Annotated in this window: 20 protein-coding genes; 11 read left to right on the forward strand and 9 right to left on the reverse strand. The window is 65.0% G+C overall.

Going from position 1 to position 21,755, the window contains the following annotated elements:
* The 4 genes from FIU94_RS12140 (at nt 1) to FIU94_RS12155 (ending at nt 5,073) form a co-directional block, all read left to right on the forward strand.
* The gene (locus tag FIU94_RS12140) at nt 1-1,620 is read left to right on the forward strand and encodes an AMP-binding protein (RefSeq protein WP_152466040.1); all 1,620 of its coding nucleotides are present in this window, start codon (nt 1-3) and stop codon (nt 1,618-1,620) included.
* Nucleotides 1,617-2,444, forward strand: coding sequence for a tryptophan 2,3-dioxygenase (locus FIU94_RS12145; RefSeq protein WP_152466041.1), 828 nt, complete (start codon nt 1,617-1,619; stop codon nt 2,442-2,444). The genes FIU94_RS12140 and FIU94_RS12145 overlap by 4 nt, the downstream gene beginning before the upstream one ends.
* Nucleotides 2,445-3,635, forward strand: coding sequence for a kynureninase (gene kynU, locus FIU94_RS12150; RefSeq protein WP_152466042.1), 1,191 nt, complete (start codon nt 2,445-2,447; stop codon nt 3,633-3,635).
* 208 nt (nt 3,636-3,843) lie between these two features.
* Nucleotides 3,844-5,073 (forward strand): aminopeptidase P family protein, encoded by a 1,230-nt coding sequence (locus FIU94_RS12155; RefSeq protein WP_152466043.1) that lies wholly within the window; start codon nt 3,844-3,846, stop codon nt 5,071-5,073.
* A gap of 54 nt (nt 5,074-5,127) precedes the next feature.
* Here FIU94_RS12155 and FIU94_RS12160 read toward each other — a convergent pair whose 3' ends face one another.
* Nucleotides 5,128-7,155 (reverse strand): PhoX family phosphatase, encoded by a 2,028-nt coding sequence (locus FIU94_RS12160; protein ID WP_152466044.1) that lies wholly within the window; start codon nt 7,153-7,155, stop codon nt 5,128-5,130.
* Nucleotides 7,156-7,337: 182 nt separating this feature from the next.
* Here FIU94_RS12160 and FIU94_RS12165 point away from each other — a divergent pair, with 182 nt between their 5' ends.
* From FIU94_RS12165 to FIU94_RS12180, 4 genes are all read left to right on the forward strand, one after another.
* Entirely contained in the window at nt 7,338-8,828 is a 1,491-nt protein-coding gene (locus FIU94_RS12165; protein ID WP_152466045.1) for a 5'-nucleotidase C-terminal domain-containing protein, read from the forward strand.
* A gap of 164 nt (nt 8,829-8,992) precedes the next feature.
* Nucleotides 8,993-9,637, forward strand: coding sequence for an ATP-dependent Clp protease proteolytic subunit (locus tag FIU94_RS12170; RefSeq protein WP_152466046.1), 645 nt, complete (start codon nt 8,993-8,995; stop codon nt 9,635-9,637).
* Between the two features lie 132 nt (nt 9,638-9,769).
* Nucleotides 9,770-11,035 carry an ATP-dependent Clp protease ATP-binding subunit ClpX gene (gene clpX, locus FIU94_RS12175; RefSeq protein WP_152466047.1) on the forward strand — a complete coding sequence of 422 codons (1,266 nt, stop codon included), beginning with the start codon at nt 9,770-9,772 and terminating at the stop codon, nt 11,033-11,035.
* 98 nt (nt 11,036-11,133) lie between these two features.
* Complete coding sequence (locus FIU94_RS12180; protein WP_152466048.1) at nt 11,134-11,490, forward strand: RidA family protein; 357 nt, start codon at nt 11,134-11,136, stop codon at nt 11,488-11,490.
* A 3-nt stretch (nt 11,491-11,493) separates the two neighbouring features.
* On the opposite strand, the gene FIU94_RS12185 is transcribed toward FIU94_RS12180, so the two are convergent.
* On the reverse strand, nt 11,494-13,260 hold the full coding sequence (locus FIU94_RS12185; protein WP_172975898.1) for an FkbM family methyltransferase: 1,767 nt from the start codon (nt 13,258-13,260) through the stop codon (nt 11,494-11,496).
* A 164-nt stretch (nt 13,261-13,424) separates the two neighbouring features.
* On the opposite strand from FIU94_RS12185, the gene FIU94_RS12190 reads away from it, so the two are divergent.
* Entirely contained in the window at nt 13,425-13,808 is a 384-nt protein-coding gene (locus FIU94_RS12190) for an NADH:ubiquinone oxidoreductase subunit NDUFA12 (RefSeq protein WP_152466050.1), read from the forward strand.
* Nucleotides 13,805-14,194 carry a DUF2155 domain-containing protein gene (locus FIU94_RS12195; protein WP_368407129.1) on the forward strand — a complete coding sequence of 130 codons (390 nt, stop codon included), beginning with the start codon at nt 13,805-13,807 and terminating at the stop codon, nt 14,192-14,194. Before FIU94_RS12190 ends, FIU94_RS12195 begins: the two co-directional genes overlap by 4 nt.
* On the opposite strand, the gene aat is transcribed toward FIU94_RS12195, so the two are convergent.
* The 3 genes from aat to accB are packed head-to-tail and all read right to left on the reverse strand — an operon-like array spanning nt 14,158 to nt 16,680.
* The gene (gene aat / locus FIU94_RS12200) at nt 14,158-14,793 is read right to left on the reverse strand and encodes a leucyl/phenylalanyl-tRNA--protein transferase (RefSeq protein WP_216643252.1); all 636 of its coding nucleotides are present in this window, start codon (nt 14,791-14,793) and stop codon (nt 14,158-14,160) included. The genes FIU94_RS12195 and aat overlap by 37 nt on opposite strands.
* Nucleotides 14,794-14,798: 5 nt before the next feature.
* Nucleotides 14,799-16,151, reverse strand: coding sequence for an acetyl-CoA carboxylase biotin carboxylase subunit (gene accC / locus FIU94_RS12205; protein ID WP_152466052.1), 1,353 nt, complete (start codon nt 16,149-16,151; stop codon nt 14,799-14,801).
* 10 nt (nt 16,152-16,161) lie between these two features.
* Nucleotides 16,162-16,680, reverse strand: a complete 519-nt coding sequence (gene accB / locus FIU94_RS12210) for an acetyl-CoA carboxylase biotin carboxyl carrier protein (RefSeq protein WP_152466053.1) — start codon at nt 16,678-16,680, stop codon at nt 16,162-16,164.
* A 140-nt stretch (nt 16,681-16,820) separates the two neighbouring features.
* On the opposite strand from accB, the gene FIU94_RS12215 reads away from it, so the two are divergent.
* Nucleotides 16,821-18,350 (forward strand): class I adenylate-forming enzyme family protein, encoded by a 1,530-nt coding sequence (locus tag FIU94_RS12215; protein WP_152466054.1) that lies wholly within the window; start codon nt 16,821-16,823, stop codon nt 18,348-18,350.
* 9 nt (nt 18,351-18,359) lie between these two features.
* On the opposite strand, the gene FIU94_RS12220 is transcribed toward FIU94_RS12215, so the two are convergent.
* The 4 genes from FIU94_RS12220 to FIU94_RS12235 form a co-directional block, all read right to left on the reverse strand.
* Nucleotides 18,360-18,905: a superoxide dismutase family protein gene (locus FIU94_RS12220; protein ID WP_152466055.1), complete on the reverse strand. Its 546-nt coding sequence runs from the start codon at nt 18,903-18,905 to the stop codon at nt 18,360-18,362.
* Nucleotides 18,906-18,999: 94 nt separating this feature from the next.
* A complete protein-coding gene (locus FIU94_RS12225; protein WP_152466056.1) occupies nt 19,000-19,752 on the reverse strand; it encodes an ABC transporter ATP-binding protein in 753 nt (250 codons plus the stop codon).
* Between the two features lie 18 nt (nt 19,753-19,770).
* Nucleotides 19,771-20,535, reverse strand: a complete 765-nt coding sequence (locus FIU94_RS12230) for an ABC transporter ATP-binding protein (RefSeq protein ID WP_152466057.1) — start codon at nt 20,533-20,535, stop codon at nt 19,771-19,773.
* A gap of 11 nt (nt 20,536-20,546) precedes the next feature.
* Entirely contained in the window at nt 20,547-21,755 is a 1,209-nt protein-coding gene (locus FIU94_RS12235) for a branched-chain amino acid ABC transporter permease (RefSeq protein WP_152466058.1), read from the reverse strand.

A 21,755-nucleotide genomic window follows, 5' to 3' on the forward strand; every position in this document is an offset into this window, starting at 1 on the left:
ATGCTTGGCACCTCGGCCCATAGCGATACCTTTACCCGGGACAACCTGCCGGATGCCTCGGACTGGCCCGATTTCCTGCTCGATGGATTCGACTATCCTGATAGGTTGAACATTGGCGCGGAACTTACTGATAAGATGGTCGAAAAAGGGTTCGGCGACCACACGGCGCTGATCGGGAACGGGCGGCGGCGGACCTACAAGGAACTGGCCGACTGGACCAACAAGCTGGCCCGTGCGCTGGTTGAAGACCTTGGCGTAAAGCCCGGAAATCGCGTGCTGATCCGGTCAGCCAACAATCCGGCGATGGTGGCCTGCTGGCTGGCGGCGACCAAGGCGGGCGCCGTGGTGGTCAACACCATGCCCATGCTGCGCGCCCGCGAGCTGGCGGCCATCGTGGACAAGGCCGAGATCAGCCATGCGCTGTGCGATACACGGTTGATGGATGAGATGACGACCTGCGCCAAGTCGTCCGATTTCCTCAGGACGGTGGTGGGGTTCGACGGCACCTCCAACCACGATGCGGAGCTGGACCGGCTGGCGTTGGAAAAACCGGTGAAGTTCGACGCGGTGCCGACGTCGGCGGACGACGTGGCGCTGCTGGGGTTCACATCCGGCACCACGGGCAGCCCCAAGGCGACGATGCATTTCCACCGCGATCTGATGATCATCGCGGACGGCTACGCCCGCGAGGTGCTGGGGGTGACGCCAGAGGATGTCTTTGTCGGCTCCCCGCCGCTGGCCTTCACCTTTGGCCTGGGCGGTTTGGCGGTCTTTCCGCTGCGGTTTGGCGCGGCGGCGACACTGCTGGAAACGGCAAGTCCACCGAATATGATTGAAATCATTGAGAAATTCAAGGCGACGGTCTGTTTCACCGCGCCCACGGCCTACCGCGCGATGCTGCAGGCGATGGAGGAAGGCGCCGACCTCAGCTCGCTCCGCGCGGCGGTCAGCGCGGGAGAAACCCTGCCTGCGCCGGTCTATCATGACTGGCAGGAAAAGACCGGCAAGCCCATGCTGGACGGGATCGGCGCGACGGAGATGCTGCATATCTTCATTTCGAACCGCTTTGACGACCACAAGGCCGCCTGTACCGGCAAGCCGGTGACAGGGTATGAAGCCAAGGTGATCGACGAGGAGGGCGCGGAGGTGCCGCGCGGCGAGGTGGGGCGTCTCGCGGTCCGTGGCCCGACCGGCTGCCGCTATCTCGCCGACGACCGGCAGCGGGTCTATGTCAAGGATGGCTGGAACATCACCGGCGACAGCTTCAGCATGGACGAAGACGGCTATCTGCATTTCGCGGCCCGCAACGATGACATGATCATCTCGGCCGGGTACAACATCGCCGGGCCGGAGGTGGAGGCGGCGCTGCTGAGCCATCCGATGGTCAGCGAATGCGCGGTTGTCGCCGCCCCGGACGAGGCGCGCGGTTCCATCGTGCAGGCGCATGTGGTGGTGGTCGACGGCACGCCGAAAGATAGTAGTACAATCAAAGTGTTGCAGGATCATGTTAAGGCTGAGATTGCGCCTTACAAATACCCGCGCGACATCCGTTTCGTCGATGAGCTGCCAAAGACGGCAACCGGGAAGATCCAGCGTTTCGCGCTGCGGGAGAAAACATGAGCGATTTCGACACAGCCTCCGAAGGGGCGAAGATGGATTTCGCCAGGGACATGTCCTATGGCGATTATCTGGGCCTTGATGCCATCCTGTCGGCCCAGCACCCGCAAAGCACGGCCCACGACGAGATGTTGTTCATCGTGCAGCACCAGACCTCGGAGCTGTGGATGCGGCTGGCGATCCACGAATTGCAGGCGGCGCGGGCGTCGCTGCAGCAGGGCAGGCTGCAGCCCGCGTTCAAGATGCTGACCCGCGTTGCGCGGATATTCGAACAGCTCAATTCCGCCTGGGACGTATTGCGCACCATGACGCCCAGCGAATACACGGCGTTTCGGCCAAGCCTTGGAAACTCAAGCGGTTTTCAATCGCATCAGTACCGGCTGATCGAATACCTGCTGGGCAACCGCATCGGCGCGCTGATGAAACTGCACCAGCACAAGGCGGAAGCCTACGAGGCGCTGAAATCGGAACTGGCCCAACCCAGCCTCTACCAGGTGGCGATTGAAACGGTCTGCGACCGGCTTGGCGTGGCGTCGCTGGCGGGCGACCCCGGCGAGGGCGACTGGCAGACGGACCCGGCGGTTCAGGACCTTTGGCAGAAGATTTATGAAGATCCCGAAACCCATTGGGACCTTTATGAGCTGGCCGAAAAACTGGTCGATCTTGAGGATTATTTCCGCCGCTGGCGGTTCAATCATGTCACCACGGTCGAGCGGATCATCGGGTTCAAGCGCGGGACCGGCGGCACCAGCGGTGTGGCCTACCTGCGCAAGATGCTCGAAGTCGAGCTGTTTCCCGAATTGTGGCACGTGAGAGGGGCGCTGTAAGTGGCTGATGTATTGAGAAAAGAGCGGTTCATCCTGCCCGAGGGCGTGATCTATCTGGATGGTAACTCTCTGGGTCCGATGCCGGTGGATGTACCGGCACGGGTGTCCGGCGTGATGAACGAGGAATGGGCGCAGATGCTGATCCGCGGCTGGAACCAGGCCGGGTGGATGGCGATGCCGTCGGAGGTGGGCAATGCGGTGGGCCGCCTGATCGGTGCGCCGGAAGGGTCGGTGGTGATGGGCGACACCCTGTCGATCAAGGTCTACCAGGCGCTGGCCTCGGCGGTGAAGATGCGCCCGGACCGCCGCGTGATCCTCAGCGATACCGGCAACTTCCCCAGTGACCTTTATATTGCCGAAGGGCTGGTGGGGCTGCTGGAGCAGGGGTACGAGCTGAAAACGGTGGAGCCTGAGGCGGTGGCAGAGGCGATTGACGATACCGTTGCCGTGGTGATGCTGACGGAGGTTGATTACCGCACGGGCCGCAAGCACGAGATGAAGCCGATGACGGAGCTTGCCCATGCGGCGGGGGCGGTCATGGTCTGGGACCTGGCGCATTCCGCGGGGGCATTGCCGGTGGACCTGGCCGGGTCGAACTGCGAATTCGCGGTGGGCTGTACGTACAAATATCTCAACGGCGGGCCGGGCGCGCCCGCGTTCATCTACGTGCGTTCCGATCTGGCCGATCAGGCGGAACCGGCGCTCAGCGGCTGGCTTGGCCATCGGGCGCCTTTTGATTTCGATCTCAACTATACGCCGGGACGGGGGATCGAGCGGATGCGCGTGGGCACGCCGCCGATCCTGCAGATGGCCGCGTTGCAAGAGGCGATGAAGGTCTGGGAGGGCGTCGACATGCACGATCTGCGGGCCGCTTCGCTTGCCCTGCAGGAGCAGTTCATCGAAGAAGTGGAACGCAATGTGCCACAGCTGACCCTGGCCAGCCCGCGCGACCCCGCCGTGCGCGGCAGCCAGGTGTCCTTTCGGTTCGAACACGGCTATGCCGCGATGCAGGCCCTGATCCACCGGGGCGTCATCGGCGATTTCCGCGCGCCGGACATCATGCGCTTCGGCTTCACGCCGCTCTACCTCGACAGCTCGGATGTGTCGGCTGCCGTGGCGATCATGCGCGATGTCATGGAGAACGAGCTGTGGGACGTGGATGCCTACAAGGTGCGCGGCGCAGTCACCTGATGCCGCGCGGTGTGTCGGGGATTGATGGAACTCCCGCGTTCGGTTAACCCTTGCGGCGGGGATGGCGATGGCGTCGCCGCCGGATCGTGCCGGGCATACCCCTTTCAGAACATCCTGAACGCCGGGATCTTGGTTTGCCGCTTTGCGGGATCGGGTCAGGCATCATATTGCAGTCCGGTTCGGCGGCGGCCCGAACAGGAGACGCGAGATGAGCGCCCAACGTCAGACAACCGGGCCGGAGCGGCCCGACTTCTACCGCTTTCACCAGGGCGAAAAGGTGCTGCCCTTCGCCGCGACCGAATACGAGACGCGGCTTGCCGGCCTGCGCGGGATCATGGCGGCACAGGGGCTGGACGCCTGTGTCCTGACCTCGATGCACAACATCGCCTATTATTCCGGCTTTCTCCACTGCGCCTTCGGGCGGCCCTACGCGCTGGTGGTCACTGAGACCGAAAGCGTGACCATCAGCGCGGGGATCGACGCGGCACAGCCCTGGCGGCGGTGTCACGGCGACAACATCACCTACACCGACTGGCAGCGAAACAACTACTGGCGCGCGATCCTGTCGGTGACTGGGGCGGGCAGGGCCATCGGCATCGAGGGCGATCACCTGACGCTTGCGCAGATGGCGCAGCTTGACGCCTTTCTCGCCCCCGCGCGCAAGGCCGATATCGCACCGGACACCATGCAACAGCGGATGCACAAGTCACCGGCGGAAATTGCACTGATCCGGGCGGGGGCTGCGGTGGCGGATGTGGGCGGCTATGCCATCCGCGACGCCATTTCCGTGGGCGCCCGCGAGATCGACATCGCCATGGCGGGCCGGGACGCGATGGAGCTTGAAATCGCGTCCCGCTTTCCGCAGGCCGAATACCGCGATACCTGGGTCTGGTTTCAGTCCGGCATCAACACCGACGGCGCGCACAACCCCGTCACCGCGCGCCGGTTGCAACGCGGCGATATCCTGTCTCTCAATACCTTTCCGATGATCTCGGGGTACTACACGGCGCTGGAGCGGACCCTTTTCCTGGGGGAGGTGGACGATGCCTCCCGCGTGATCTGGGAGACGAACGTGGCCGCCCACGAACTGGGGATGCGCCTGCTGAAGCCCGGCGTCACCTGCGCCGAGGTGACGGAGCGGATCAACGAATTCCTGGCCGGATTGGGCATGCTGCAATACCGCACCTTCGGGTACGGGCATTCCTTCGGGGTGCTCAGCCACTACTACGGCCGCGAGGCGGGGCTGGAGCTGCGCGAAGACATCGACACGGTGCTGGAGCCGGGCATGGTGATCTCGATGGAGCCGATGCTGACCATCCCGGAGGGCCAGCCGGGGGCGGGCGGCTACCGCGAGCATGATATTCTGGTCATCACGCAAGAAGGCGCCGAAAACATCACCGGCTATCCCTACGGTCCGGCGCACAACGTGGTGGGCTGACCGGCAGGCTGCAAGGCGACGCGGCCCCGCCAGGGGCGGGGCCGCAAGCCCGTATCAGACCGCGATCTTGCCGCCGCCCTTTTTCGTGACGACCACGACCGAGGGGCGCGGCGGCATGGCGGGGTCGAAGTCCGGCCAGCGGGTTGCCGGGTCTTCGAAGGTCGAGGCGCGCTCGAACCCGGCAAGGTCCTTGGTCCCGTCGGTGCCGGGATGCTGGACCGCCAGGAACAGCGTCTCGCCGTTGTCGGTGAAATAGGGGCCGCACATCTCGCCGCCCACGGGGCATCGGAAGAACAGCTTGGACGTGCCGCGCGCCTCGCCCTCGGTCTCCAGCGCATAGAGCCCGTCGGACTTGCCCGTCTTGCCCCAGTTCGACCCCTGATCGGTCGAGATCCACAGCCGCCCGTCCGCGTCGATGGCGCAGTTGTCGGGGGAGCCGAACCAGCCATTCTCCGAGGTTTCGGGGTTCCATTGTGCGCCCACGTCGGCAATCGCCGGGTCGCCGCATTTCACCAGGATCGACCAGGTGCCGCGGGTGGCCGAATGGTTGCCGCCGTCTTCCTTGATCTCGATGATATGGCCAAAGTTGTTCTCGGGGCGCGGGTTGGCGGCATTGGCGTCTTCGCGGCGCGAGTTGTTGGTCAGCATGATGTAGGCGGTGCCGTCGCCGCGCGGTTGCGCGTCTTCGGGGCGGTCCATCGGGGTCGCCCCCAGCAGATCGGCGGCGATGCGCGTGTCGATCATCACATCGCCCTGATCGTTGAACCCGTTTTCAGCCGTCAGCGGACCCTCGCCATGCACCAGCGGCAGCCATGTGACGGTGCCGTCCTCGTCAAAGCGCGCGACGTAGAGCGTGCCTTCCTCCAGCAGCTTCGTATTGGCGGCGCGGTCGTCCGACACGGTGCCGTTAGAGACATATTTGTACTGGTAATCAAAGCGGTTGTCGTCGCCCATGTAGATCACCAGCTTGCCGTCCGAGGCGACGGTGGTTTCCGCGCCCTCGTGACGGAAGCGGCCCAGAGCGGTGTGTTTGACCGGGGTGGAGGTCGGGTCCATCGGGTCCACCTCGACCACCCAGCCGAACTTGTTGGGCATGTTCGGCTCGCGGTCGATGTTCCAGCGGTCGTGGGTCTTGCCCCAGGCATACCAGGCCCCCGGCACGCCGTAGCGGCCATAAGAGGTCGCCTCGGGGTTGCCGCTGTCGATCACGGCCTTGCCGTCGGCATCGACGTTGTCGGTCCAGAAATATCCGTGGAAATTCTCCTCCGCCATCAGCCAGGTGCCCCAGGGCGTCATGCCGCCCGCGCAATTGTTGATGGTGCCGATCACCTTGGTGCCGGTGGGATCGTCATTGGTCATCAGGCGCTTGTGGCCCGCGGCGGGGCCGCTGAGGGTCATTTCGGTGTCCAGCGGCGTGATCCGGCGGTTCATCTTGCCATCCCGCACGACGGTCCATGTGCCGTCTTCGCCCTGCGCGATCTCGACCACCGTGCCGCCGTGGGCGGCCATCTCGATGTCGATCAGTTCGGCGGTCATGCCCGCGAAACCGTCCCGGTCCTGGCGGCCCAGGCCGGGGAACATCACCTCTTCGTTGGTGTATTCGTGGTTGACGCAGAGCAGCCCGCGTGTGCCGTCGTCGTTCAGCGGGACAAAGCCCACATAATCGTTGTTGTAGCCGAACTGCTTGAGCTGGGCCGCCGCCGTCTGGTTCATCACGTCGAATTCCGGCGCATCTGCCGTGATCGGATCGCCCCAGCGCAGCAGGATCTGCGCATCATAGCCGTCGGCCACATGGTGGGTCTCGTCATTGCCCGCCGTCACCTCGTCAAAGACATAGCGGCTGTCGGCATGGGCCGCCGCCTGCGCCTGTTTCGGCGCGATCAGGGCCGAGGTGCCGAAAAGCGCGGTCGTGGCCGAAACGCCCAGCATCCCGCGCAGCATGTCGCGCCGCCCGTACCGTGCGCTGATCACGTCACCGATGGTGCGGGTCAGGTTCGGGTTTGTCGGGATGTCATCGAATGCTTCAAAGGCTTCGGCCTTGTTGCCGATGCTGGGGTCGTTGACGATGTCGCTGCGCTTCATGGCGGGACTCCTCTGGCTGTGTTTCGCTGTGCCGTCTTTGACGTGGTTGTGTAATCGTTTCATGACGAATCTGGCGCAAATCCCGTGCGCTGTCGCGGGTTTTCGGCGCGGGCGCCGCGTCTTGCGGCCACCGGGGCAAGCAGGCAAGCTGGCGGTGTCACTGCAAAAGGGGAGGATGGGACATGCCGACACGCCGCGAGGTTCTGGGACAGACGATCGCCGCCTCCCTCGCGCTGGGGCTGTCCGGCGGTCGGGCGGCGGCACAGGACCGTTACGATCAGGCGGCGCTGCTGCAGTTCTACCCGCTGGGCGACATCACGCTGCTGCACTACAGCGACCTGCACGGCATGATGCATCCGCATTTCATGCGCCCCGCGGCGGTGCGCTACGGGCCCGATCGGGTGCCCAACCTGGTCGGAGAGGCGCTGCGCATCAGGTACGGCATCGGCGGGCGCACCCCCATGGACGCGGCGATGACCGCCGAAGGGTTCGACGCGCTTGGCGATGTCTATGGCCCCATGGGCGGCCTGGCCCATATGGCAGCGGTGCTGCGTGCGGTGCGCGCTGCGCGTCCCGGCGCACTGGTGCTGGACGGCGGCGGCACCGACAGCGCGCTTGCCGGGGAGGTGCTCGCGCCGGATGCGGCAACCTTCGGGGCGCGGGGCGCGGTGCCTTCGGAGGGGATCGCGCTCAACGTCGAGGGTCAGCCAGCTGAGGCGACCTTTGACCGGGGTGGGACGCAGGTGGCGGTGATCGGGCTTGCGGACCCCCACCGCCCCGGCGCCGGTGTATCGCTGGACCGTGTGCAGCGCGCTGTCGCCGACCGCCGGGCTGCGGGCGCTGCTGTCGTCGTGCTGCTGTCGCGAATGGGGTTCGAGGCGGACCGCGCGCTGGCCTCGGGGATCGAGGGGGTGGATGTGATTCTGTCGGGCCACTCCGGTTACGCCTTGCCCGAGCCGGAAGTGATCGGCGGCACCCGTATCGTTGCCTCCGGCGCGCAGGGGCGCTTCATCTCCCGCGTGGACATCGCGGTTGAGAAGGGCCGCATGTCCGAACTGCGCCATCGCCTGATCCCGGTGTTCAGTGCCCTGATCCGCCCCGACGCCAGCGCCGCGCAGCGCCTGCCTGCTGCAGAGACCGCCCAGGTGGGGGTTGCCGCCGCGATGTTGCATCACCGCGATACCTTCAGCGGCACCTGGGAGGCGCTGATCGGCGAGGCCATGCTGGCCGAAACCGGCGCGCAGGTGGCCCTGGTGCCGCCGCTGCGCGTGGCCGAGACGGTGCTGCCGGGCCAGCCGATCCTGTCACGCCAGCTTGCCGGGGTGGCAGAGGGCCGTCACCTGGCCGCGCACCGCCTGACGGGGGTCGCGATCGCCCTGCTGCTGGAGGCGGCGGCGGAGGCGGCCTTTGCCCAAGACCCCTTTGCCCGGCAGGAGACCCGGATGATGCGCGCCGCGGGCCTGACCTATACGATCGCGCCCGACGCGGACGAGGGCGCGCGCATCTCGGGGCTGTCGCTAGTGACGGATGGTACCCCCCTGGAACCCGATACCGACGTGGCCGTGGCCCTGCTGCAGGACGGCGGTGGCACACCCCTATCCGAGGCGCTGCACCGCATCGTCGCGCGGCGCGGTCAGGTGGCCGTCACCCCCGCAGCCGTCACGGTCCGCTGAGCGGGCAGGGGGTATCCGGCTTTTTATCAATTCCGACAGGCAGATCGCCCCGTGCCGACCGCCGCGCGCACCGGCCCCCCTTGAACCCCCACTTCGCCACGACTAATCTCCCGGTAACGGTTTTGCGGGTATGGTCCTGCGAACGATAATGACAGGCAGAGACGATGACCGATCCACTTGATACCTACATGAACACGCTTGTCCCCATGGTGGTCGAACAGACCAGCCGGGGCGAACGGGCCTATGACATTTTCTCGCGCCTGCTGAAGGAACGGATCATCTTCCTCTCCGGCCCCGTGCACGACGGCATGTCCTCTCTGATCGTGGCGCAGCTGCTGCACCTTGAGGCGGAAAACCCGTCCAAGGAAATCTCGATGTACATCAACAGCCCCGGCGGCGTCGTGACTTCCGGCCTGTCGATCTACGACACGATGCAGTACATCCGGCCCAAGGTCAGCACGCTGGTCATCGGGCAGGCGGCCTCCATGGGGTCGCTGCTGCTGACCGCGGGCGCACCGGGGATGCGGTTTTCCCTGCCCAACAGCCGGGTGATGGTGCACCAGCCCTCCGGCGGCTACCAGGGTCAGGCGACGGACATCATGATCCATGCCCAGGAAACCCAGAAGCTGAAGACCCGGCTGAACGAAATCTACGTCAAGCATACCGGCCAGACCCTGAAAAAGGTCGAGGACGCGCTGGAGCGTGACAATTTCATGTCCCCCGAAGAAGCCAAGGATTGGGGCCTGATCGACGAGATCGTGGAAAACCGGGGCAAAGCAGACGAGCCCGACGCGCCGAAGAAAAAATAACACAGGCAAATCCCCCCACGCGACTGTGACGATTTTGCGATTGTGGCTCGGGGGACCCTGTCCTAGGGTTGGGAAGAAGAGTGGCGCGTCCGCGTGCCGATTGAGCGAAAAAGCAGACCTGAAAGGCCTGACATGGCGAATAACTCCGGCGGTGACAGCAAGAACACCCTCTACTGCAGCTTTTGTGGAAAAAGCCAGCATGAGGTGCGCAAGCTGATTGCGGGGCCCACCGTGTTCATCTGCGATGAATGCGTCGAGCTTTGCATGGACATCATTCGTGAAGAGACCAAGGCGAGCGGGCTGAAGGCCACCGATGGTGTGCCGACACCCAAGGACATCTGCGAGGTACTGGACGATTACGTGATCGGTCAGCAGAACGCGAAGAAGGTGCTGTCGGTCGCGGTCCACAACCACTACAAGCGTCTGAACCATGCCCAGAAAGGTGGCGACATCGAACTGGCAAAGTCCAACATCCTGCTGATCGGCCCCACCGGCTGCGGCAAGACGTTGCTTGCGCAGACGCTGGCCCGCATTCTGGATGTCCCTTTCACCATGGCCGACGCGACGACGCTGACCGAAGCCGGCTACGTCGGCGAGGATGTGGAGAACATCATCCTCAAGCTGCTGCAATCCTCTGAATACAACGTGGAACGGGCGCAGCGGGGCATCGTCTATATCGACGAGGTCGACAAGATCACCCGCAAGTCGGAAAATCCGTCGATCACCCGCGATGTATCGGGCGAGGGCGTGCAGCAGGCGCTCTTGAAGCTGATGGAAGGCACCGTGGCCAGCGTGCCGCCGCAGGGCGGGCGCAAACATCCGCAGCAGGAATTCCTGCAGGTGGACACCACGAATATCCTGTTCATCTGCGGCGGCGCCTTTGCCGGGCTGGACAAGATCATCTCGGCGCGGGGCAAGGGCTCTGCCATGGGCTTTGGCGCGGACGTGCGGGACAATGACGACCGTGGCATCGGCGAGGTCTTTACCGATCTGGAGCCGGAGGATCTGCTGAAGTTCGGGCTGATCCCGGAATTCGTCGGCCGTTTGCCGGTCCTGGCAACGCTCGAAGACCTGGACGAGGATGCGCTGGTCACTATCCTGACGCAGCCGAAGAACGCGCTGGTCAAACAGTATCAGCGCCTGTTCGAACTGGAAGACACCACGCTGACCTTCACCGACGACGCGCTGTCGGCCATCGCCAAACGCGCCATCGAGCGCAAGACCGGCGCGCGGGGCCTGCGCTCCATCCTCGAAGACATCCTGCTGGACACCATGTTCGAACTGCCGGGGCTGGGGTCGGTCAACGAGGTCGTCGTCAACGAGGAGGCCGTCACGTCCGACGCCGCCCCCCTGATGATCCACAGCGAAGCCGAAAAGGAATCGGCGACCGCCGGGTGAACCTTTGATGGCGTATCCTATCGAAACGGGGCGTGCCGCTGGCGCGCCCCTTTTTTGTGGCGGGACCATGGGCCGCCCGCATGATGGAGTGATGTAAGATGCAAAGGATATCCTCGGGCGGTGCGTTCGAGCCTAAGATCGGCTATTGCCGCGCGGTGGTGGCGGGCGGTTTCGTGCATGTGGCCGGAACGGTCGGGCAGGGCGACGATGTGGTCGCACAATGCCGGTCGGCCCTTGGCATCATCGAACAGGCCCTGTCCGAGGCCGGGGTGGGGTTCGCCGATGTGGTGCGCGTCACCTACATGCTGCCGGACCGGGCGGAGTTCGAGCCGTGCTGGCCGATCCTGCAAGCGACCTTCGGGGCGCATCCCCCCGCGGCCACGATGATCGAATGCGGTCTCATCGACCCGAAATACCGGATCGAGATCGAGGTAACTGCAGTGGCGCGGGCCTAGAGCCTAAGCCACTTCCTCGAAACGGTCCCCCAGCTTTTCCTGCACCGCCTCGGGGGTCAGTGCCGCCCAGGGGTCGGCGCTGTCGCTGATGAAACCGCCATCGGCCAGCGCGGTTTGCAGGGCGGGCATGTCCAGCTCGCCCATCCACAGCCGCGGCTTTGCGGCACCCAGCGGTTTCCAGGACCGGCTCAGCTGCGTGATCGTCAGCGGGGTGATCCCGGCAAAGGATGTCAGGTGCTGCTCCAGGTTCCGCGTGGCCCCCGAAGGGCGGCGCACCACGATGGCCACCTGCGCGGCAGGGTCGGCGACCATTGCCAGCAGATGCAGCGCCGACCCTTCGGCGGCGATCACCTGGCGCGCGGCCTTGTAGGTCGCCACCTGGCTGCGCAGATCGTGTTTTTCGGGGTGATAGATCGTGTACCCCTGTTCGGCCAGATGCGCTTCAAGCTCGACCTCTCCGATCAGGTTGCCCCGCCCCGAGGGCAGGCCGCTGCGGCTGATATAAAGCTTTTCCGGCCCGTCCGCAGGCACATCCTGGCCGAAACGGGCGGCGATGGCATCGCGAAAGGCCTGTGTGCCCGTGATCATCGTGCCCAGGCCAAAGCCCTGGCCAGGCACGATCAGCTCTTCGACCCGTTCGGGCGTTGTCACGCTGACCACGGGAAGATCGCACCCCATCAGTGTCACGAAATCGGTCTGGAAGGGCTTTACCTCGTCTCCGGTCTTGGGGCGCTTCGGCACGTAAAGGATGCCGTCGATCTTCTTTTCCAGGCCCTCCAGCGCCCAGAGGCGTGCGGTGCTTTCCACCAGGAAATGTCCGAAATGGGCCCAAAGCACCCCGCCCCAGAGCCAGGTGCCCTTGCGCAGCGGCAAATCGCCCTCGGGCATCGGCGGTGCCACCGTCAGCGCCCGGCCATTGCGCCACAGCGCACCGCTGGCGACATAGCTGCCGGTGCGCTCCAGCACACCCGAAGGCTGCACGAAACCGGTGTCTGCGGGCGGCACCACGATGGCGCCCTCCAGCGTCTGCTGCGCGCAGGACCATCCCGTGTCAGGCACCGGCGGCCGCAGGGCGGGATCGAAGGTACAGGTCCAGACCTGCCGCGTGCACAACTCCGGCACCTTGGCAAAGCCGGCCCGTTCGAGCACGGACTTGCATTCGCGCATCCCCTCCTTGCCATAGGCGGCGGGATGGAATTCGATCACGATCGCGCGGATGCCCTCCAGAGAGGCATGGCGCAGAAATTCCAGTTCGCCGCCTTCGATGTCCATCAGCAGGACCGTGGGGGCAAAGTCGCGATGCACCTCGTCATAGCGCGCGGTCGGCACCTCCACCTGCGTGGTGGTGCGCTTGTCCGTGTCGATCAGGGACGACCCGAGGTAGGAGTTGCGGATGTGAAAGGACATGTGCGCCGGCGGGTTCGGCGCGCTGATCAGCACCTCGTTGCGCACCTCGATCCGGTCCTGCAGCTTGTTCAGCCGGTACAGCGCGTTGATGTGCTGGATCAGGCCCGGATTGGCTTCGAACGACAGGACCTTCTCCGGCGCGCCGTTCAGCGCGGCAATGGCGCCCACCAGGCCGATGCCCGCGCCCATTTCCAGCACCCTGTCACCGGGGCGGATCACCTCAAGCGCGCCCGCGATCTCCTGGCCCTCGTAGCGGGCGGCGTTGATCCGTGCGGCCCGCTCGGGCGTGATCATCGGGCTGTCAGGCACCTTCACGCCGTGGCATTCGGCGACATGCTTGGTGGATCCGGTCCTGCTTGCCATCATCTATCTCCGTTTTGGCAAGAATAGGCAGCATCGGTCCGCAGGCCAATATGGCAGTTCCCGTCGCGCGCAATCTGGCCGGGCGACGGAGTCTTTGCTGCAACACCCGCTGGACCCTGCGGCGGCGATGGTGCATAACGGCCCGGACAAGAGCGGAGAGTTTCATGGGCATTCTCAACACGATATTCCGGGCGCTGACATGGTGGGACGGTCAGACACTGAACACCCAGCTTTTCACCTGGCGCAAGGGGACCCGTGTGGGCGAGGATGATCAGGGGAACATCTATTACCGCAATGCCGACGATTCCAAGCGGTGGGTGATCTACAACGGCGACATGGAAGCCTCTCGGGTCAGCCCGGACTGGCACGGCTGGTTGCATCGCACCTGGGATGAACCGCCCAGCGACAAGCCGCTGGTGCACAAGCCGTGGGAAAAACCCCATGTGGAAAACCTGACAGGCACTGCGCTGGCCTATGCGCCCGCCGGGTCCATCCGCCAGAAACACCCGGCGGACCGGTCGGATTACGAGGCCTGGAGCCCGGAGTGATCCGCCCCATGCGCAAGGCGATTGGCGTGGTGAAACCCGCGGTGATGGCTGCGGTGGTGTGTCTGGCGCTGCCCGCCGCGGCCCAGGAGGTCGCGAGTGCCCCCGGCGCCGTGCTGCGCACCCTGGACAAGGTTTCGGGCCACGCCAGTGACGTGGAATTGCGGTCCGGGCAGTCGGCCCGCCTTGGCAACATAGACATTGTGCTCAATGACTGCCGGTATCCCGTGGGCGATCCTTCGGGCGACGCCTATGCGGAACTGGAAATCTCCAACGTGTCCGGGTCGGGCAGCCTGTTCTCGGGCTGGATGATCGCCTCGGCGCCCGCGCTGTCGGCGCTGGAGCATCCGCGCTATGACGTCTGGGTCATGCGCTGCATCACTTCCTGAAGCGACCGGACCGGCGGCGCGGCAAAATCCGCCTGCAGTTGGACAGCCTTGCCCAGCATGTCGTGATAGGCCGCGCGGGGTATTTCCACCGCCCCGAGCGAAGCGAGGTGCGCCGTCAGGAATTGTGCGTCGAACAGGACGAAACCGGCGCTGCGCAACCGATCCACCAGCGCAGCCAGTGCCATCTTGGACGCGTTGGTGCGGCGCGAGAACATGCTTTCGCCAAAGAATGCGCCGCCCAGCGTCACGCCATATACGCCGCCGACCAGCAGATCGTCTTCGCGTATTTCCAGCGAATGGGCGTTACCCTGTGCGTGCAAGGCGCTGTAAAGGCGGGTGATTTCGGCGTTGATCCAAGTGTCCGCGCGGTCCGCGCAGGCGGCCACGACACCGGCAAAGTCGCGATTGATGGCAACCTCAAAGCCTGTCCGGCGCATTGCCTTGGCCAGCGAGCGGCTGACGTGGAACCCGTCGAGCGGCATGATTCCCCGCATCCGCGGATCGACCCAGAAGACCTCCGGGTCGTCGCGGTGTTCGGACATGGGAAAGATACCCGCCGCATAGCCGCGCAGCACCAGTTCCGGCGTCAGTTCCGCCATCGGTGTCAGCCGTCGCCGAGGTTGGTTTCCAGCCAGTGTTCGAGCCAGTGAATGTTGTAGTCACCGGTCTGGATGTCCTGTTCGCGCAGCAGCGCGTGGAACAGCGGCACGGTGGTGTCGATGCCGTCGATGATCAGTTCACCCAGCGCGCGGCCCAGCCGGGCCAGCGCCTCGGGCCGGTCGCGGCCCTGGACGATCAGCTTGCCGATCAGGCTGTCGTAGTAGGGCGGGATCGAATAGCCGTCATAGATCGCCGAATCCATCCGCACGCCCAGACCGCCGGGGGCGTGATACTGGCTGATCCGTCCGGGAGAGGGGCGGAAGTTCGGTAGTTTTTCCGCGTTCAGCCGCACTTCGATCGCGTGACCGTTGATCTTGAGGTCTTCCTGCCGGAAAGACATCGGCATGCCGCTGGCCACCTGGATCTGTTCGCGCACCAGATCGACGCCAAAGATGCCTTCTGTCACCGGGTGTTCCACCTGCAGGCGCGTGTTCATCTCGATGAAGTAGAACTCACCGTTTTCATATAGAAACTCGATGGTGCCCGCGCCGATGTAGTTGATGTCCGCCATTGCGTCCGCGCAGGTCTTGCCGATGCGCGCGCGTTCCTCTTCGCTGATGGCGGGGCCGGGGGCTTCCTCGAACACCTTCTGGTGGCGGCGCTGCAGCGAACAGTCCCGTTCGCCCAAGTGCACCGCGCGGCCCTTGCCGTCGCCGAATACCTGGATCTCGATATGGCGCGGCGTGGTCAGGTATTTCTCGATATAGACTTCGTCGTTGCCGAAGTTGGACTTGCCCTCTGCACGCGCGGTCTGAAACGCGCGTTCCATTTCCGCGGCGGAGCCTGCCACCTTCATGCCCTTGCCGCCACCGCCGGCCGTGGCCTTGATGATGACCGGGTATCCGATTTCTTCGCCCAGACGCTTGGCGTCTTCCAGCGTCGCGACCCCCCCTTCGGAGCCGGGAACGCAGGGCACGCCAAGCTTGCGCATGGTTTCCTTGGCGGTGATCTTGTCCCCCATGATGCGGATGTGTTCCGCCGTGGGACCGATGAAGGTCAGACCGTGATCTTCGACCACCTGCACGAAACCCGCGTTCTCGCTCAGAAAGCCATAGCCGGGGTGGATCGCCTCGGCGCCGGTGATCTCGCAGGCGGCGATGATCGCCGGGATCGACAGGTAGGATTGCGCGGACGAGGGCGGGCCGATGCAGACGGATTCGTCGGCCATCCGCACATGCATTGCGTCGCTGTCGGCGGTCGAATGCACCGCGACGGACTGGATGCCCATTTCGCGCGCGGCACGGATCACGCGCAGCGCGATTTCACCCCGGTTTGCGACAAGTATCTTTTTGAACATGATCAGCGCCTTATTCGATGATCACCAGCGGCGCGCCGAATTCGACCGCGTCGCCGTCGCCCACCAGGATACGCTTGACAGTGCCGGCATGCGGGGCGGGAATGTGGTTCATCGTCTTCATCGCCTCGACGATGAGCAGGGTCTCCCCTTCGGACACCGGCTGACCCACGGTCACGAAGGCGGGCGCACCCGGTTCGGCCTGCATATAGACGGTGCCCACCATGGGCGAGACCACCGCGCCCGGATGGTTGGCGGGATCGGTCTCCTCGCCGCCGCCGCCGCCGGACGAGGACTGCTGCGGCGCGCCCATCGGCGCGGGCGCGGGCGACGCCATCTGCGGCGGGGCCGCCTGCATCTGGGTCTGGGGTGCCACGATCTGTTGCGGGGGCTTGCGGCTGACGCGGACGTTCAGGCTGTCGTCCTCGGCATAGTCGCGCTTGACCTGCAGTTCGGTCAGGTCGTTCTCGTTCAGCAGTTCCGCCAATGCCCGGATAAAGGCGACATCGGCGTCATGGGTGTTCTTGGTCATATATTCCTCGACGTTTCCCTCTGGTCGGGCACTCTGGCTGCCGCACCGTTTTGCCCGCTTATATGTCATGGGCTCAGCCATTGAAAGCCGCCAGTTGTGGTGGGCGGCGACAGTTGGCATCCTGCCCGGGGGAGGACGACATGAACCTGGCACATTGGCTGATCCGCGCGGCGGTGCGCACACCCGGCGCCCCCGCGCTTTTCACCGGCAAACAGCAGGTTGCCGATTATGCCGCCTTTGCACGGCAGGCGGGGGCCGTGGCGGCGGGGCTACGGGGGCGGGGCATTGGTCCGGGCGACCGGGTGGCCATCGTGATGAAGAACGCGCCAGCCTATCTGGTCGCGCTCTATGGCATCTGGATCGCCGGTGCTGCCGCCGTGCCGGTCAACGCCAAACTGCACCCGCGCGAGGTGGCCTTCATCCTCGGTGATGCGGATGTGGCGTTCGTGTTTGCAAGCGCGGGGCTGGTGGCGGGGGCGGAGGTGCCGGTCTGCGTCACGCCAGGTCCGGATTTCGACGCGCTGTGCAGCGTTGAAACGCTGCCTGAGCTTCAGCCTGAGCCTGCGCCGCGGGCACCGGGCGACATGGCGTGGCTCTTTTACACCTCTGGCACCACGGGGCGGCCGAAGGGGGTGATCATCACCCATGGCATGCTGATGTCCATGGCATTGTGCTACGAGGCGGATGTGGACGCGGTCCACACCTCGGATTGCGCGCTCTACGCCGCCCCGATGAGCCACGGGGCAGGTCTATACCAGCTCATGCACGTGCGGCGCGGCGCGCGCCATGTCTCCCCCGTCTCGGGTGGGTTCGATCCGGCGGAGGTGTTCGATCTGGCCGCGCACCATGGCAGCGTGCATATGTTCGCGGCCCCCACGATGGTGCGCCGCCTGACCGAAGAGGCGCGCCGGACCGGCCACACCGGGCAGGGGCTGCGCACGGTCGTCTATGCGGGCGGGCCGATGTACAACGCCGATATCATTGAAGCGGTCGAAACCTTCGGACCCGTCTTCGTGCAGATATACGGGCAGGGGGAATGCCCGATGGGCATCACCGCCCTGTCGCGCGGTGACGTCGCCGACCGCAGCGCGCCGGGCTGGCAGGGGCGGCTCGCGTCCGTGGGCCGGGCGCAGTCCGCGGTCGAGGTCCGGGTGGCGGCCCCATCCGGCGGGGCGCTGCCGCTGGGGGAAACCGGCGAGATCATGGTGCGCGGCAGCACCGTCATGCCGGGGTATTGGCGCAACCGGCAGGCAACCGATGACACCCTTCGGGACGGTTGGCTGCTGACGGGCGACATGGGTCATCTGGATCCCCTAGGATATCTGACCCTGACGGACCGCAGCAAGGACGTGATCATCACCGGCGGCTCTAACGTCTATCCGCGCGAAGTCGAAGAGGTGCTGATCGGCCACCCGAAGGTGACGGAGGCCGCTGTGATCGGCGTACCCCATACCGAGTGGGGCGAGGAGGTGGTGGCCTACGTCGTGGGGGATGCGACGGACGCGGCGCTGGACGCCTTGTGCATCGCGCAGATTGCCCGGTTCAAACGACCGAAACGGTATGTCCGTCTGACCGAATTGCCCAAGAACAACTATGGCAAGGTGCTCAAGACCGAATTGCGTGACCTCTCCCGGATCGGGGGCGATCCGGGAGAGGTGGACAGGGGCTGACCCGACCGGTTACAAGACGGGTTCAAGCACCCCGCAGGCCAGCCGTGCGCCGGTCGTGCCGCCGGGCTGGGTGAAGTGGTCATCCCCTTCGGCATGGATCATCACGCTGGCACCGTCGGAATCCAGCATACCGTCCGGCGTGCCGGTCAGGCTGACCGCACTGGTCAAGGCTTCCATCTGACCAGTGCCGTTCTCACCGACGAAAATGTTCGGCAGGTCGCCCGCGTGCGGGCCGTCAGGATGCAGCAGGCCGTGGGCGGTGTCACCGTCGTCGCCGATATGAGGCCCTGCGGACTTGAATTCGGTCGCGGCATCGCAGTCGCCGACTTGGTGCAGGTGTACCCCCTTCGGTCCGGGCTCCAGGCCTTCGACATCGAGGTGGACCAGCACGCCGTCGGTGCCCGGTGTGAACGTGGCGGTGCCCACGGACGTACCGTCCATCAGTTTCAACTGGGCCGTGGCGGCGGGTTGGGGGGCGCTGGCGTGGCTGTCGGCCAGCGCGGCACCGGCGACGAGGGCGGCTGCGGCGGCGAGGGCGGGTAATCTGCGTTTCATGGTCTGCTCCTTCAATGGAAACCGACCCGTTCCGGGCCGTTCAAGGGGCAAACGCATGGGGGCCGGATCAGTTTCACCGATCGGCCCCGCGCGGTCAGATCGCCAGATATTCGGCGCGCAATTCGGCGTTGTCCAACACCTCCTTGGCGGTGCCGTCGAACACCACCGACCCGGTGTCGAGAATCACCGCCCGGTCCGCCAGCTTGAGCGCACGCAGCGCGTTCTGCTCGACCAGGATCGTGGTGATCCCCTGATCCTTGATGACGCCAAGGGTCTTTTCGATCTCGTCCACGATCACCGGCGCCAGCCCCTCGTACGGTTCGTCCAGCAGCAGAACCTTGATGTCGCGCGCCAGGGCGCGGGCGATGGCAAGCATCTGCTGCTCGCCGCCCGACAGGGTGGTGCCCTCTTGGTTCCTGCGCTCGCCCAGGCGGGGGAACAGGTCGTAGAGCCGCTCCAGCGACCATCCGATCGGCGGGGCGATCTGGGCCAGCCGCAGGTTCTCTTCCACCGTCAGGCCGGAGATGATGCGCCTGTCCTCGGGGACAAGGCCCAGCCCCCATTGCGACGCCTCATGCGCCTTCATCTGATGCAGCGGCTTGTGGTCGAGCCAGATTTCGCCCTTGCGGACCTCGGGCGAGGCCAGCCGCGCGATGGCCCGCAGGGTGGACGTCTTGCCCGCCCCGTTGCGGCCCAGCAGCGCCAGGATCTCGCCCTCGTGGACGTTAAAGCTGACGCCCTGCACGATGTAGCTTTCGCCGTAATAGGCTTCGAGGTCCCAGACCGACAGATAGGCATGGGCCGTCGCCGCGTGGTTGGCGTTCTTGTCCAGTGTTTGCGTGTTCATGCGTCTCTCCTCCGACGGCTATGCGGCGTCCTGGGATTCGCCCAGGTAGGCTTCGCGCACCTTGGGGTGGCCCTTGATCTTTTCGGGGGTGTCTTCGACCAGCGGGGTGCCCTGCGCCAGAACGGTGATCCGTTCCGCCAGGCTGAACACCACATGCATGTCATGCTCGATGATCGCGATGGTAATGTCGCGTTCTTCCTTGATCTGCTTGAGCAGGTCGATGGTGTTGTTCGTGTCGGCGCGCGCCATGCCCGCGGTCGGTTCATCCAGCAGCAAAAGCCGCGGGTCCTGCGCGAGACACATGGCGATTTCCAGCCGCCGCTTGTCGCCGCGCGACATGGAGGCCGCGTGCATGTCCCGCTTGTCGATCAGCTTCATCTCCTCAAGCATGCCTTGGGCTTTTTCGAGGATGTCGCGCTGGCCCCGCACCGACGCGATGGCGTTCAGCTCAAAGGCCCCGTCGCGCTTGGCGAAGCAGGGGATCATCATGTTCTCCAGCACCGTCAGATCGCCAAAGATCTCGGGCGTCTGGAACACCCTTGAGATGCCCATCTGGTTGATCTCATAGGGTTTGCGCCCCAGCACGGACTGGCCGTCGAACATCACCGACCCGGTATCGGGGATCAGTTTGCCCACCAGACAGTTGAGCAGGGTGGACTTGCCCGCGCCGTTCGGTCCGATGATCGCGTGGCAGGAATTTTCCGCCACGCTGAGGTTGACGTTGCTGAGGGCCTGCAGACCGCCGAAGCGTTTGCCCACGTCCTTGACTTCGAGAATTGCCATTGTACCGGTCCTTATTCCGCAGGTGTCTTGCTGCCGTCGGGTGTCTTGTCACGGGCACGTTTGCCGCGCACCAGACGCCCGATCCGTTGCCCGCCTTCGACAAGGCCGCCGGGCAGGAAGATCACGACCAGCATGAACAGCAGCCCCAGCGTGAGGTGCCAGCCCTTCCCGACAAAGGGGTGCACGACCGTCACCAGGAAATCCTCCAGCCCGTCGGGCATGAACGCGAACCAGCCATGCAGCACGTTGTCGTTGATCTTGGCAAAGATGTTTTCGAGGTACTTGATGAAACCCGCGCCCAGAACCGGGCCGATCAGCGTGCCGACGCCCCCCAGGATGGTCATCAGCACCACCTCGCCGGACGCGGTCCATTGCATCCGCTCGGCCCCGGCCAGCGGGTCCATGCAGGCCATCAGCCCCCCCGCGAGCCCGGCGTACATCCCCGAGATCACAAAGGCCGCCAGCGTGTAAGGGCGGGTGTTCAGCCCGGTGTAGTGCATCCGCTGCTGGTTCGATTTCACCGCCCGCAGCATCATGCCGAAGGGCGAGCGGAAGATCCGGATCGCCAGGTAGAAGGCCAGCAGCATGAACACAGCGCAGAGGTAGTAGCCCACCGAGAAGGTGAAGGTCCACGGCCCCATGTAGAGCGTCGTCGAAGAGTTCATCGCGGCGCCGAAGAGATTGGGAAAATTCGGCGCGGAGGCGCTTTGCAGCACCTGCGGGTCCGAGGTGTAGATTTGCAGCCCGGTCTCGCCGTTGGTGATCGTCGTGCCCACGAACCGGCCCAGCAGGTCGGAATAGGAGATCGCGAACATCATCTGCGCGAAGGCGAGTGTCAGGATCGAGAAATAGATGCCCGAGCGCCGCAGCGAGATAAAGCCGATCAGCAGCGCGAAGAAGGCCGCGACCAGGACGCTGAGGATCAGCGCCGGGACCACGTTGAAGCTGAGCAGCTTGAACATCCACACCGCCGCGTAGCTGCCGACGCCCAGAAAGGCCGCATGCCCGAAGCTGAGGTATCCGGTCAGCCCGAACAGGATGTTGAAGCCGATCGCGAAGATGCCGAAGATCACGAACCGCTGCATCAGGTCCGGATAGCCCGCGTTGAACTGCGCCAACCCGCTGCCGCTGGGAAAGGGGTTGAGGATGAAGGGGGCGAAGAGCGCCAGTACCGCAACGACGATCAGCAGTGTCAGGTCGCGTTTTCCAAGTCCGAGCAT

This window comes from Sulfitobacter sp. THAF37 (genome assembly GCF_009363555.1).
GTDB lineage: Bacteria > Pseudomonadota > Alphaproteobacteria > Rhodobacterales > Rhodobacteraceae > Sulfitobacter.